Origin of the sequence: Caballeronia fortuita, from assembly GCF_001544835.2 — a bacterium.
In the GTDB taxonomy this organism is placed as follows: Bacteria; Pseudomonadota; Gammaproteobacteria; order Burkholderiales; family Burkholderiaceae; genus Caballeronia; species Caballeronia fortuita.
The window spans coordinates 175,175-189,023 of sequence record NZ_FCNX02000008.1; the positions used below are offsets into that span (position 1 = coordinate 175,175).

The 13,849-nt window shown below is 61.3% G+C and carries 11 protein-coding genes and 4 tRNA genes; 6 read left to right on the forward strand and 9 right to left on the reverse strand.

What is annotated here, in order from left to right:
* Positions 1-32: 32 nt before the first annotated feature.
* The 3 genes from rpoZ to AWB77_RS16995 all read left to right on the forward strand — a co-directional run bounded on the left by rpoZ (position 33) and on the right by AWB77_RS16995 (position 3,258).
* A complete protein-coding gene (gene rpoZ / locus AWB77_RS16985; RefSeq protein WP_006025620.1) occupies positions 33-236 on the forward strand; it encodes a DNA-directed RNA polymerase subunit omega in 204 nt (67 codons plus the stop codon).
* Positions 237-307: 71 nt separating this feature from the next.
* Entirely contained in the window at positions 308-2,704 is a 2,397-nt protein-coding gene (locus AWB77_RS16990) for a RelA/SpoT family protein (RefSeq protein ID WP_061135608.1), read from the forward strand.
* 62 nt (positions 2,705-2,766) lie between these two features.
* Positions 2,767-3,258: a phage protein NinX family protein gene (locus AWB77_RS16995; protein ID WP_061135609.1), complete on the forward strand. Its 492-nt coding sequence runs from the start codon at positions 2,767-2,769 to the stop codon at positions 3,256-3,258.
* 65 nt (positions 3,259-3,323) lie between these two features.
* Here the strand turns inward: AWB77_RS16995 and AWB77_RS17000 are convergent.
* The 3 genes from AWB77_RS17000 to AWB77_RS17010 form a co-directional block, all read right to left on the reverse strand.
* A tRNA-Arg gene (locus tag AWB77_RS17000) sits at positions 3,324-3,400 on the reverse strand.
* Between the two features lie 81 nt (positions 3,401-3,481).
* A tRNA-Arg gene (locus tag AWB77_RS17005) sits at positions 3,482-3,558 on the reverse strand.
* Positions 3,559-3,639: 81 nt separating this feature from the next.
* A tRNA-Arg gene (locus AWB77_RS17010) sits at positions 3,640-3,716 on the reverse strand.
* Between the two features lie 172 nt (positions 3,717-3,888).
* Between AWB77_RS17010 and greB the strand changes: the two genes are divergently transcribed.
* The gene (gene greB / locus AWB77_RS17015) at positions 3,889-4,440 is read left to right on the forward strand and encodes a transcription elongation factor GreB (RefSeq protein ID WP_061135610.1); all 552 of its coding nucleotides are present in this window, start codon (positions 3,889-3,891) and stop codon (positions 4,438-4,440) included.
* A 93-nt stretch (positions 4,441-4,533) separates the two neighbouring features.
* Here the strand turns inward: greB and AWB77_RS17020 are convergent, their stop codons facing one another.
* Complete coding sequence (locus tag AWB77_RS17020) at positions 4,534-5,679, reverse strand: porin (RefSeq protein ID WP_061135611.1); 1,146 nt, start codon at positions 5,677-5,679, stop codon at positions 4,534-4,536.
* A 1,138-nt stretch (positions 5,680-6,817) separates the two neighbouring features.
* On the opposite strand from AWB77_RS17020, the gene AWB77_RS17030 reads away from it, so the two are divergent.
* Positions 6,818-7,963, forward strand: coding sequence for an exonuclease domain-containing protein (locus AWB77_RS17030; protein ID WP_061135613.1), 1,146 nt, complete (start codon positions 6,818-6,820; stop codon positions 7,961-7,963).
* A gap of 7 nt (positions 7,964-7,970) precedes the next feature.
* Here AWB77_RS17030 and AWB77_RS17035 read toward each other — a convergent pair whose 3' ends face one another.
* On the reverse strand, positions 7,971-8,573 hold the full coding sequence (locus AWB77_RS17035) for a chorismate mutase (protein WP_061135614.1): 603 nt from the start codon (positions 8,571-8,573) through the stop codon (positions 7,971-7,973).
* A 234-nt stretch (positions 8,574-8,807) separates the two neighbouring features.
* Positions 8,808-8,957, reverse strand: a complete 150-nt coding sequence (locus AWB77_RS36385; protein WP_167354149.1) for a hypothetical protein — start codon at positions 8,955-8,957, stop codon at positions 8,808-8,810.
* Between the two features lie 14 nt (positions 8,958-8,971).
* Between AWB77_RS36385 and AWB77_RS35835 the strand changes: the two genes are divergently transcribed.
* Positions 8,972-9,148 (forward strand): hypothetical protein, encoded by a 177-nt coding sequence (locus AWB77_RS35835; protein ID WP_157694825.1) that lies wholly within the window; start codon positions 8,972-8,974, stop codon positions 9,146-9,148.
* 440 nt (positions 9,149-9,588) lie between these two features.
* Here AWB77_RS35835 and AWB77_RS17040 read toward each other — a convergent pair.
* The 3 genes from AWB77_RS17040 to pepN form a co-directional block, all read right to left on the reverse strand.
* Positions 9,589-9,664 (reverse strand) — tRNA-Thr (locus tag AWB77_RS17040).
* Between the two features lie 93 nt (positions 9,665-9,757).
* Complete coding sequence (locus AWB77_RS17045; RefSeq protein WP_061135615.1) at positions 9,758-10,777, reverse strand: class 1 fructose-bisphosphatase; 1,020 nt, start codon at positions 10,775-10,777, stop codon at positions 9,758-9,760.
* A gap of 165 nt (positions 10,778-10,942) precedes the next feature.
* Positions 10,943-13,660 (reverse strand): aminopeptidase N, encoded by a 2,718-nt coding sequence (gene pepN / locus AWB77_RS17050; RefSeq protein WP_061135773.1) that lies wholly within the window; start codon positions 13,658-13,660, stop codon positions 10,943-10,945.
* Positions 13,661-13,849 lie beyond the last annotated feature (189 nt).

The window sequence follows — 13,849 nt, forward strand, 5'->3', positions numbered from 1 at the left end:
AGAATAAAACCCATATTCCGAAGGAAACAAACATGGCCCGCATCACTGTCGAAGACTGTCTGAAACAAATCCCGAATCGCTTCGAGCTCGCGCTTGCGGCAACGTATCGCGCACGCCAGCTCGCGCAGGGCCACACGCCGAAGATCGAAAGCCGCGACAAGCCGACCGTCGTCGCGCTGCGCGAAATCGCCGCGGGCCAGGTTGGTGTCGAGATGTTGAAGAAGGTGCCCGTCTAAGGGCTGCGGTCCACACGGTTTCATTTTTTGCAACCGATCACTCAGCGCGTCACGTCACCACGGAGGGGAAGATGAGTCAGACACCGTTGCCCATCTCCTCCGCCGTGGATCCCGATATCGAAATCGACGCCGATTCCGTGCTCGATGCCGAAAAGCCGCACGCGGCGCGCAAATATATCGACGCGGTTCTCGAACAGTCCTTCCGCCATCTGTTCGGGCCGACCGCCACGCCGGAGCAGCCACGCAAGCACGATGTCGTTTCCATCGCGAAACTGACGAACGCGCTTGCGAGCTACATCACCCCGGAAGAGATCAAGGAAGTCAAGGCGGCTTTCCACTTCAGCGACGAAGCGCATCTCGGGCAGTATCGCCAGAGCGGCGAGCCGTACATCACGCATCCGGTCGCAGTCGCGGAAATCTGCGCGGGCTGGAAGCTCGACGCGCAATCGATCATGGCCGCGCTGCTGCATGACGTGATCGAAGATCAGGGCGTGACCAAGACCGAAATCGCCGAGCGCTTCGGCGCGAAGGTCGCGGAACTGGTCGACGGCTTGTCGAAGCTGGACAAGATGGAATTCCGCAATCGCGAGGAAGCGCAGGCGGAAAACTTCCGCAAGATGCTGCTCGCGATGGCGCGCGACGTGCGCGTCATTCTCGTCAAGCTCGCCGACCGGCTGCACAACATGCGAACGCTGGGTGCGGTGCCGCCGGAAAAGCGCCGGCGCGTCGCACGCGAGACGCTGGACATCTACGCGCCGATCGCGCATCGGCTGGGTCTGAACAATACGTATCGCGAGTTGCAGGATCTGTCGTTCGCGAACTTCAATCCGAACCGTTACGCGACGCTCGAAAAAGCGGTGAAGGCGGCGCGCGGCAACCGGCGCGAAGTGGTCGGCAAGATTCTCGAAGCGGTACAGCGCACGATCGCCGATGCGAAGATCAACGCGGAAGTCACCGGCCGCGAGAAGACGATCTACAGCATCTACAAGAAGATGCGCGACAAGCAGTTGTCGTTCTCGCAGGTGCTCGATGTCTACGGTTTTCGCGTGGTCGTGGAGAGCGCGCTCGAATGCTATACGTGCATCGGCGCGCTGCATGCGCTTTACAAACCCGTGCCGGGCAAGTTCAAGGACTACATCGCCATTCCGAAGGTGAACGGCTATCAGTCCTTGCATACGACGCTCGTCGGCCCGTTCGGCGCGCCGATCGAATTCCAGATCCGCACGCGCAAGATGCACGAGATCGCGGAAGCGGGCGTCGCGGCGCATTGGCTGTACAAGAACGGCGGCGCGGATCTCAACGACGTGCAGAAGCGCGCGCATCAATGGCTCAAGTCGCTGCTCGACATTCAGAGCGAAGCGGGCGATTCGAGCGAATTCCTCGAACACGTCAAGATCGACCTGTTTCCCGACGCAGTCTACGTATTCACGCCGAAGTCGAAGATCATGCCGCTGCCGCGCGGCGCAACTGCGCTCGACTTTGCGTATTCGATCCACAGCGACCTCGGCAACCAGTGCGTCGCGGTCAAGATCAACAACGAACTCCTGCCGCTGCGCACGGAGCTGAAGAGCGGCGATATCGTCGAAGTGATCACCGCGCCGTATTCGAAGCCGAATCCCGCGTGGCTCGGTTTCGTGCGTACCGGCAAGGCGCGTTCGGCCATCCGTCACTATCTGAAGACGATGCGCCTGAACGAGTCCGTGCAGCTGGGCGAACGGCTCGTCGATCAGAGTCTCAAGGGTTACGGGCTCGCGCTCTCGGACGTCACGCCGGAAGTGTGGGAAAGGCTCGTGCAGTGGACGGGCAATAAGACGCGCCAGGAAATCTTCGCCGATATCGGTCTTGGCCGGCGCGTGGCGGCGGTCATGGCGAAGCGCATCGAGGTGCTGATGAACGGCATCGCCGACGACGAAGACCATCCGCATCGCGAGCATCACAACACGAATACGGCGCCGCCCGTGGTCATCACCGGTACGGAGGGCATGTCGGTGCAGTTGTCGCCGTGCTGCCGCCCGATTCCCGGCGACGACATCATGGGTTATATCGGCATCGGGCTCGGCATGGCGATTCACACGACCGAATGTCGTGTCGCGCAGCGTATTCATCGGCGCGATCCGGGCCGCTGGATCGACGTCGCGTGGGCGCCGCAGCCGGGGCGTCTGTTCGATGTTGCCGTGAAGGTGCTCGTCAAGAACACAAAGGGCGTGTTCGCGCGCGTCGCGGCGGATATCACGTCGGCAGACGCGAACATCGTGCATATTGCGATGGACGAAGACGTGTCGCAGGAAGCGAAGCTCTTGCGCTTCGTGATTCAAGTGAGCGACCGCGTGCATCTGGCGAACGTCATGCGCCGCGTGCGTACCAACCACGACGTGATGCGTATCGCGCGCGAACGTCCGAGTGACGAACCGCATCACCGCAATCAGGACGGCGGCATGCGCATCGACCGCGAGCGCGCCGACTACTGAGGCGGCGCGGGAATGCGGCGTGCATGCCTGTCGTCGTCCGACGAACAGGAGAAAGCGCCGCAATGAACACATCCGATCTCGAAGACGCCACGCTCGACTATTGGGTCGCGCGCGGGCTGCACGAATTCATCCGAGAGATTCATTTCACCGATAGCGGAGAGACGCTCTCCATTCGCGGCAACGACCGCGGCAAACCGTGGGACGGACGCTTTCTGCCGTCGACGTCGTGGGACGCGGCTGCCGTCGTTCTGGAACGCGCCTGCAAGCTCGAAATGCACGATCACGGGCGCGGCGAGGTCGTTTGCACCGTGACGTTCGGCAAGGACGGCGCGCCGGTGGAAGGGCGCGGCGCGTCGCTGCGTATCGCGTTGCTGCGCGCGTTCGTGCGGCATGCATTCGGCGATACCGTCGACGACGAATTTCCACGCCGCTCGCAGACGCTTCTCGGCGCGCGCGCGGAGGCGATTGGGGAGTCGAGCGCGGTGGTGTCGGTGGAGGACGTGCCTTCGCCGGACAAGCACATTGGCGATATCGGCTCGACACCGCGTCAGTAGCCAAAAGCGCGCATACGTACGCCGAAAACAAAAAGGGCCTTCCGAACGGAAGGCCCTTCTAAAGATGGCGCGGCTGGCAGGATTCGAACCCACGACCCCTTGGTTCGTAGCCAAGTACTCTATCCAACTGAGCTACAGCCGCACGCAAAACGGTACTGCTTCATGTTACTTCAATGCGCTGTGGTTAGCGCATGGTGCCTTCATTTGAAAACACCGGAAAAAGTGGCGCGGCTGGCAGGATTCGAACCCACGACCCCTTGGTTCGTAGCCAAGTACTCTATCCAACTGAGCTACAGCCGCACGCAAAACGGTACTGCTTCATGTTACTTCAATGCGCTGTGGTTAGCGCATGGTGCCTTCATTTGAAAACACCGGAAAAAGTGGCGCGGCTGGCAGGATTCGAACCCACGACCCCTTGGTTCGTAGCCAAGTACTCTATCCAACTGAGCTACAGCCGCACGCAGAAGCGGAATTATAGCCAAGCCTGTTCCGAAAAGGAAGGGCTTCCGGGCGATTTATCGTGTTTTCTGTCGATGATCCGTCGACGAAGCGTGCGCTGGACATGGTAACTTGATGTTTCGAAAGCAGGTACCTCACAGAAATCGACATCATTCGGCAGCGACCCGCATCATGAACAAGGCATTTGTCAAAGAGTCGGACGACACCGACGACGACCTCGAACTCGGCCACCCCGATGTCCCGGCCGGAACGAAGAACTACATCACGCCGCAAGGCCATCAGCGGCTGCGTGACGAGCTGTTGCAGCTTCTGGATACCGAACGCCCGGAAGTGGTCAGGCTCGTCTCCTGGGCCGCGTCCAACGGCGATCGATCGGAGAATGGCGACTACATCTACGGCAAGCGGCGGCTGCGCGAGATCGACCGGCGTATCCGCTTTCTGGGCAAGCGCCTCGACCTCGCGGAAGTGGTGGACAGCACCAAGCAGGAAAACGTCGATCAGGTTTTCTTCGGCGCGACCGTGGATTATGCGGGCGACGACGGCGACGTGAAGACGGTGACGATCGTCGGCGTCGATGAAGTGGATCTCGAGCGCGGCTATGTGAGCTGGATTTCGCCGGTCGCGCGGGCACTCCTGAAAGCGAAAATCGGCGACACGGTCGCGCTCTACACACCCGCGGGCGTGCAGCAGATCGATATCCTCGACGTGAGGTATCCGCGCTGAACGAAGCGCGGGACGAAAAAAAGCCGCTCCGGGGAGCGGCTTCTCGCGCAGTAGAACTGCCTGTGATGCTTGGCGTGTTGCTTAGTGTGAGACTTAGAAGCGGTGACGCACGCCAACCGTTGCCGAAACCTGGTTGTTCGACGACGCAATGCCCACGCCGTTGATCGTCGCGCCGATCGGCAGGCCTTCCGTGTCCGTCACGTGCTGGTATTCGCCCTGCAGGTACACGTCGGTACGCTTCGACAGCGCGTATGCCGTTTGCAGGTTGAACTGGTGGAACTTCGGCTTTTCGCCTTCGATGCGGCTATCCGTGTACGTATAGTTACCCGCGATCGACAGAGCCGGCGTCAGGTTGTAGCGGCCGTTCACTTCGTAGTTCGTGAAGCGGATGCTGCCGCCGCCCAGTGCGATGTTGCCGAGACCTTGCGAGCCGACGTTCGTCAGCGCGGTAGCGTTGTCGAGCATCGTTTGCGTGAACACGAAGCCGACCGTCGCCGGGCCGAACGCGTAGCTCAGACCACCGCCGAAGATGCGCTGACGGCCAGCCGCGAACGGCGTCTGGTCGGTCGTCAGGGCGCCGGCAGCCTGGCCGCCGTTATTCGCCTGGAAGTACGCACCGGCGACATTCAACGGGCCGTAGTTATACGACAGGCCTGCGCTGTATGCGCGGTTGTTCGAGAAACCGCCAGCCTGGTTCGAGAAGCCATACATCGCGCCGGCCTTGAAACCCGCGTAGTTCGCGCTCGTGTACTTGACCGAGTTGTCGACACGGAAGGTGTTGTCGAGGTTGTCGTTGTCGAACGGGTGGGCGAACTGCGTGCCGCCGTATTGCGTGCCCGTCAGAGCGAGAGGCCCGAGGAAGTCGACCACGGAGTCATATTGACGGCCGAGGGTCACCGAGCCGAACTGGTTGCTCGACAGACCGACGTACGCCTGACGGCCGAACTCGCGACCGCCCTGGCTGTTCGTGCCGTTCATGATGTTGAAGCCGTTCTCCAACGTGAAGATCGCCTTCAGGCCGCCACCGAGGTCTTCCGAACCACGCAGGCCCCAACGGCTACCGTTCACGGAGCCGCTCGTCGCTTTCCAGTTGCTGTGGCCTTCGCCGGCGGCGTTCCGGTTGTTGTTCGTGTACGTGAGGCCGGCATCGATCAGGCCGTACAGCGTGACGCTGCTTTGTGCGTGGGCGGCGGTGGCAAAAACGCCCGTCAGGGCGGCGACCATGAGAGTCTTTTTCATCTTTGTAACTCCGAGAGCAGATTGGGCCGGGACCCAGGCTTTGAGGGAAACCTCGCTCCGTCGCGCTGCGAGAGGCGCGGGCGGAGGAGCAGGGCATCGGCTGCGCGACACACGTGTTTCCGGACCAGACGAAGTGTAAAGACGGCGTTACAAAGCGTGGCGTTCCAATTTCCACAATAAACCATTGTTGATGCGGCAATGATCGAATTAACGCATATTCTTCTTTATATACAATGGCTTATCGACGAATAAAGTCGTAAGCGCGAAGGTGTCAACCAAGCGCCGTTGCGCATGCGCGACATGAATCGCATGGAAAATCACAAAAAATTTCTTGGTTAAGGATTGTTGAGATATCAGAAACAGAAGTTTGCGATTTTTGCAGGTAATTAATGCAGACCGCATCGCTATACTGTCATTTCTGCTTTCCGAAGCAGACTTTTTCGTTGACGGAAAAAGATCTCCAAACTTTGTCAGCGCGACTTCCCGGTCGCGCTTTTTTTTGCCCGCAAGCGCCGCGTGGACGGGCTTCTCCGCCGAGTGGACCATCCGCTACGGGGCGAGCTCGGCATTCTGCCCGAAACGAATGAGCAGCTGCATCCTTGATGTCCGCGATTACAGTCAGGACACGACAAAGTTTCTAGATGCGCAAGGGCAGAGATTTAGGCAAGGCGATTGAGTGCGTTTGAATTAATCGGTCGGCGTACCTCAATCTAAATAATACTGACGATGAAACGCAGCGCGATTATCATGAGGCCATTGTTTGAAACGATTTTTGCCCATACTCGCTTATTAGTCGCCAAGCGATGTGAATAAACACAGTAATGGTTTTCGCGTTTCCGATCGATAGCGTCGCCTGCAAGCCAAGGCCCGCGCCGCCTGTGGTGTGTGCCGCAGCGGCCCGCGCGCCTTGTCAACGCCCGGTTCCTCATCGAAGCCTGAATCGCTTTTGATAATCGGGGAATCCAATTACGGGTTATCCGCCATTGTGTCAATATTAATTCAGCGACCGCTGCATCACGCCCTACGCGAAAAGCCCGGATATACGCCGAATGCAGTCCCAACCCCCGGCTGCGTTAGAATGGGCAATCCAGCGTACGCTCTATCCCAGCGCTCATCGCGGCGCCTTTAGCCGTTCACGATGCATCCCAACACCACCGCAAGCTTCGCCTTTCCTTCCGAGCCCATCGTTTTCGTTGATCTGGAGACGACCGGCGCCACGTTCGGCGTGGACCGCATCACCGAGATCGGCATCGTGGAAGTGGGGCCGTCGGGCGTTTCGCAGTGGACGTCGCTCGTCAATCCGCAAAAGTCGATTCCCGCGTTCGTCCAGCAACTGACCGGAATCACCGACGCGATGGTGCGCGACGCGCCGACCTTCGAACAACTCGCATCGGATTTGCTCGAGCGCATGAAGGGCCGGCTTTTCATCGCCCACAACGCGCACTTCGATCACGGCTTTCTGAAGGGCGAATTCAAACGCATCGGCCTGCGCTTCGCGCCCGACGTGCTGTGCACGGTCCAACTTTCGCGCGCGGTTTATCCGGCCGAAAGCCGTCATGGTCTCGATGCGCTCGTCCTGCGTCATGCGCTCGTGCCCGCCGCGCGCCACCGCGCACTGGCCGATGCCGATCTGCTCTGGCAGTTCTGGCAGCATCTGCATCGCGCGCACGCGCCCGATGTCATGCGCGCGCATCTCGAACGCGTGACGCGCCGGTTCCAGCTCGCCGCGCACATCGACGAGGACACGATCGAGCAGATCGCGGCAGGCTGCGGCGTCTACATGTTCTATGGCGATGACGATACGCCGCTTTACGCGGGTCGAAGCGTGCGTCTTCGTCAGCGCGTGCGCGCGCATCTGGTCGGGCCGCGGCGTTCAGCGAAGGATTTGCGACTCGCCGCGCTCGTGCGCCGTCTCGAATGGAAGGCGACGGGCGGCGAAATTGGCGCGTTGCTTGCCGAAGCGCAGTGGATCGCGAACGCGCGTCCCGCGCACAATCGCGCGGCGAAGCTGCGTTCCGGCGATATGCGCGGCGCGCCGTGGCCTTACGCCGGCGCCATCGCGATCGAAGAACGCGATGAGGCATCGGGGCAGCGCGCGTGGCATGTGATCGAGAACTGGTGCTATCTCGGCACCGCGAGCGCGCTGTCGCAAGCCGGTGCGCTGCGTGCGAATGCCGAAGCGCCTGCGTTCGAACTGTCGACCTATCGCATTTTAAGCGAGCGTCTTGCGCGCGGCCTCGCCGTGACGCCGCTTGCCCCGATAGCGCTCGCGCCTGCTATCTGACGCACGATCATCCGACCGCGCCCACGCCGCCCGATGCGCAGACGTGCGACAGCGCGCGCATGAGCGGCGCGTTCATCGACGAGTTGTAGCGCGTCAGATGCTTCCATCGCGCGACACTATCGGCGAGACGCACCGGGCAGTCTTCGGCATGCCGAATCGGTTCGACATGCGCGAGCGCGGACACCATCGACTGCGTCAGCCGATCGAGTTTGGGGCGCGTGTCTTTCGCGAGATCGGGCGGCGTCTCTTCCGGCGCGGCCTTCAGCGCGCGCCAGTTGGCGAAGAGCGCGTTCTGCACGTCCTTGCTCGCCTCGATCTGATCGCGGAAAAACTGCCGCGCAAATGCGGGATCGACCTGCGCCGCGCCAGCCTTTTCCTCGACGTGCTTGAGCAACGCCTCTTCGCGCGGCGCGTCGGTGATCGGCTCGTGATGAGCCCATTTCCAGCGCGCGACCGGCTCGGCGAGCGCGAGCCTTTGCGAAGCGAGGGCGATGAGATTGGTGAACGGCGTATCGTCGCCGTCGGCATGGACAGGCGCGGGCGCAGCGAGCGCGCATGCGCAGGCGAGGGCGGCGAAAGCGGAGAGGAAAGACTTCGATCGGCGGCGCATCGGTATCCGGGCAAAAGCGCCAGAATAGCGCACCGCTCGCACATCGGAACGACAGCAGCCAACTGACGCGACGAGATTCGACAAGGCGAGCCGTATCGCACGACGCGCCTTTCGCGGTTATGGACAGGAGACGCGACGCATCCTGGCGTAAGCCATGCGCGGACCTGACGGTCCGGGTGCGCCGCGCGCAGCAGGCGTCGTTCTCACGACGACGGCGTGATCCAGCGTGTCCGCCTATTTCGACTGCGCAAGGTTGCGCTGTTCGTCGAAGAACGCGCGCACGTGCTCGGGCAGCTCCGTCGCGAGAAACTCGACGGCGACCGGCTCCGGATCCGGACAGTGCACCTTGTCGGGCGTCGGGATTTTCGTCGGTTTCGCGTCCATGATTTCTCTCCTCGATGACTACAACAATTTCGTTAAAACTGGCCGATGCGGTTTTGCGCCGCCGCATGCGACCGATTACCAGTTACGGTTTCCTCTATGAATGCGTTATCGGATATTCACCGCTTCGGCTTGAGCGCGAAATGGCGCACCTGACTGTTCAACGCATGATCGTTCGTGTCGGATTGGAATGACATCGGTAATCGATTGCCAATTTTTGATCCCTCGCTGCAAAAAGTACGTGTTTTCCGCTCTCGGACGACGCCCGACGAGCCGCGCCAGGCTTGGCGCTGCACGGAGTGCCGCGCTCGCGTGCTCAAACTGTAGCTTTTCCTCTATGGATATAACGATACCGGGAAACCTGCGTTGACGCTTGATGGTGCGGAGCGGAAAATAGCTCGTTGTTGTACGAAAGCGCACATATGGGAATAAACAGGCGCTTCGCGGTGGCGATCGTGAAATCCTTGACGCTGCTTTTTGTTTGAAGTCGCAATTGTGTACGGCGGCGCCGAACGTTGCGAAAAGCGCGAAGAAGTTTTCGAGCGAGGATCTGCGTGGCGTGATCGGCGAGCAAAACAAAAAACCCGCGGCACTTGCGTGATCGCGGGTTTCTTTTGTACTGCTTGAATCTTGATGGTGCCGGAAAGAGGAATCGAACCCCCGACCTTCGCATTACGAATGCGCTGCTCTACCGTCTGAGCTATTCCGGCTCCGAATCTTTCCTCGTTTCGCTTTCGTTTTGTTCGTCAGCAACGAAGAAGTGAGATTATGCAGACCCTTTTTGCCTTTGGCAATACCTTAGATCAATTTTTCTTTTCCAGATGATAGCGGGTCACGCGATCGACCTCGCTCTTCGAGCCGAGGAACACCGCCACGCGCTGATGCAGGCTCGTCGGAACGATATCGAGAATGCGCGCTTCGCCGTTGGTCGCCGCGCCGCCCGCCTGTTCGACGATGAACGACATCGGATTCGCCTCGTACATCAGACGCAGCTTGCCAGGCTTCGACGGATCGCGCTTGTCGGCCGGATACATGAAGATGCCGCCGCGATTCAGGATGCGATGCACGTCCGCGACCATCGATGCGATCCAGCGCATGTTGAAGTCTTCCTTGCGCGGGCCGTCCTTTCCGTCGTTCAGCTCGCCGATATAGCGCTGCACCGGCTCGTACCAGTGACGGCTGTTCGACGCGTTGATCGCGTATTCACGCGTCTCGACGGGAATCTTCATGTCGCGCTGCGTGAGCACCCACGAACCGAGTTCGCGATCGAGCGTAAAGCAGTTCACGCCGTGGCCCGTCGTCAGCACGAGCACGGTTTGCGGGCCGTACACGGCATAGCCGGCCGCGACCTGCTGCGATCCCGGCTGCATGAACGCCGCTTCGCTCGGCTCTGCGCCGTCCGGGCAGCGCAGCACCGAAAAGATCGTGCCGATCGACACGTTCACGTCGATGTTCGACGAGCCGTCGAGCGGGTCGAACGTCAGCAGATAATTGCCTTTCGGATAGCGATTCGGAATCGGGAAAATCTTTTCCATTTCCTCCGATGCCATCGCGGCCAAGTTGCCGCCCCATTCGTTGGCTTCGAGCAGGATTTCGTTCGAGAGCACGTCGAGCTTTTTCTGCACTTCGCCCTGAACGTTCTCGCTGCCGGCGGAACCGAGCGCTTCGCCGAGCGCGCCCTTGCTCACGTGATAGCTGATCTGCTTGCAGGCGCGCGCGACGACTTCGATCAAGAGACGCAGGTCGGCCGGCAGGTTCTGATGTTCACGCTGCTGTTCGATCAGGTATTTCGAGAGCGTGGTGCGGCTTGAAATGGAGGACATGCTTAAGCTCCGTGAGCGTTAGACGAATATTCACGATTCTAACCGCTCGACCCGGCTGCTCCATGTGACAACGACCGCCGGCATCCGCCATAAGCGAGAACGGCCGCCGCGCGAGATCGTCGCGCGGCGGCCGCTAGACACCAAAAACGTCCGTCGAAACAGTGCTCAAGCTGCGAGCGCTTTCTCGACCACCTCGCGCACGTCGCGCGATTTCACCTTCGACGCCACCTCGCTCAAGGCCGCGTGCATCTTCTCGCGCAACTGCGGCGTGAAGCGGCGCCACAGTTCGAGCCCGCGCGCGAGACGCGCCGCGACTTGCGGATTGAGCGCGTCGAGCGCGATCACCTGTTCGGCCCAGAACGCGTAACCGGAGCCGTCGGCGGCGTGGAACTGCGCGGGGTTGCCGCTGCAGAAGCTGAAGATCAGCGAGCGCGCGCGGTTCGGGTTCTTGATGTTGAACGCCTGATGCTGCATCAGCTTGCGCACGATCTCGATCACCTTGCGATCCGGCCCGCCGCGCTGCGTCGCCTGGAGCGCGAACCACTTGTCGATGACGAGGGCTTCGTTCTCGAAACGGCGATAGAAGTCCGCGAGCGCCGCGTCCGCGACGGTCGCATCGGCGCCCTTGGTCGCGCTCGCGAGCAGAAGCGCGGCGAGCGCCGCCGAGCGGTCGGTCATGTTGTCGGCGGCGTCGTATTGGGCCTGCGCGAGCCTGACCGCGTCGCGCGGATCGTCGAGCTGGCTGAGATACGCGAGCGCGAGATTCTTCAGGCCGCGCTTGCCTGCGTCTTCCGGCGTCGGGCGATATTCGCCCGGCGTGCGGTTCGCCTCGTAAGTCGCGAGCCACTTGTCGCGCAATTGCGATGCGAGACGGCGGCTCATGAAAACGCGCGCCGCATGCACGGCAGCCGGATCGGACACGGTCATCTGCTCGGCGAGATAGCTCTCCGACGGCAGCATCAGCGCGAGTTCGCGGAAGGCGGGCGTGAGCGTGACGTCGTCGAGCACGCGGGCGAACGCGGCGATCACCTGATCGTCGATGGCGAGCGTTTCGCCCTTCGCCGCGCGCTCCGCGAGCGCCAGCAACTCGCGCGTGGCGAGGCGCTGGCCGGCTTCCCAGCGGTTGAACGGATCGCTGTCGTGCGCGAGCAGGAACGCGAGTGCATCGTTCGTGTAGTCGTATTCGACGATCACCGGCGCCGAGAAATTGCGCAGCAGCGAAGGCAAGGGCGCCTCGTTCACGTCGACGAACGTGAACGACTGCTCGCGCTCGGTGAATTCGAGCACGCGCGTCGTGCCGTTCGGCTCCTTTTCGCCTTCGAGACGAAGCGGCAGATCCATTCCGTTCTGTCCGATCAGGCCGACGGAGAACGGAATCAGGAGCGGTCCCTTCTGCGTTTCGCGCGCCGCTTCCGACGCTTCGCCGTAACCCTGCGTGAGAGTCAGCGTGTAGTGTCTCTTCGCGGCATCGTAATGCGCGCGCACCGACACGCGCGGCGTGCCCGCCTGGCTGTACCAGCGCTCGAACTGCGCGAGATCGCGATGGTTCGCATCGGCGAGCGCCTGGCGGAAATCGTCGCAGGTCACGGCCTGGCCGTCGAAACGCTGGAAGTAGAGGTCCATGCCGCGCCGGAAGCCGTCGCGGCCGAACAGCGTCTGATACATCCGCACGACTTCCGAGCCTTTCTCGTAGACGGTCATCGTGTAGAAATTGTTGATCTCGACGTAGCTTTCCGGGCGCACCGGATGCGCCATCGGGCCGGCGTCCTCGGCGAACTGCATCTGACGCAGCACGCGCACGTCCTCGATGCGCTTCGTCGCGCGGGCGGCGGCACTGGCCGCGCCTTCGACATCGCCAGCGGCCATGTCGGCGGAAAATTCCTGATCGCGGAACACGGTCAGACCTTCCTTCAGGCTCAACTGGAACCAGTCGCGGCAGGTCACGCGGTTGCCCGTCCAGTTATGGAAGTACTCGTGGCCGACCACGGCCTCGATGTTGGAAAAGTCGGTGTCCGTCGCGGTTTCCGGATTCGCGAGCACATACTTCGTGTTGAAGATGTTGAGGCCCTTGTTCTCCATCGCGCCCATGTTGAAGTCGCTCACCGCGACGATCATGAAGCGGTCCAGATCGAGTTCCAGGCCGAAGCGTTTTTCGTCCCAGCGGATCGAATTGATGAGCGAATCCATCGCGTGACGGGTCTTGTCGAGATCGTGCGGTTCGACCCAGACCTGCAGCAGCTTCTCCTTTCCCGAACCCGATTCGATGCGCTCCTCGATGCACACGAGCTTGCCCGCGACGAGCGCGAACAGATAGCTCGGCTTCTTGAACGGGTCTTCCCATTTGGCGAAGTGGCGGCCATCGGGCAGATCGCCTTCCTCGATCAGATTGCCGTTGGACAGCAGCACCGGGCACGCGGCCTTGTCGGCGCGCAGCGTGACGACGTAGGTGGCCATTACGTCGGGACGGTCGAGGAAATAGGTGATGCGCCGGAAGCCTTCCGCTTCGCATTGCGTGAAGAAGTTGCCGCTGGAGACATAAAGTCCGGAGAGCGTCGTGTTCTCCGCCGGATTGCAGATGCTCTCGATGCTAAGCTCGAACTGATCCGCAGGAATACCGCCGATCGACAAGCCGTTTTCGTGAACGCGGACATCCGCGTGCGCGACGCCGTCGATCGTCGCGCTCACGAATTCGAGCTGTTCGCCCATCAGTTCGAGGCGCGATGCATCGCCTTGGGCGTCCGGATTGCGGCGCAGCTTCATCGTGTTCTTCACGACCGTGCGCGATGGCACGAGATCGAACTCGAGCGCGACGGAGTCGATCAGAAAAGCGGGCGGCGTGTAGTCCTGGCGGCGAATCACAGCGGATGCGGTCGTGGTAGACATGGCAAGATCTTCATGTTTGGATTGAACGGCGCCGGCGTTCCACGTCTGGCGCTTCGCGCGCACCAACGCGTGCGCGCCTGGTCGAACCATTGTACAAGCCGTCCGGCGATCGTGAATCGGGCGGCGCCCCGCGTCGTGGAACCCACAAAACAAGGACGCCGCCGCGCGCGGCATGGCGGAGCCGTCTAT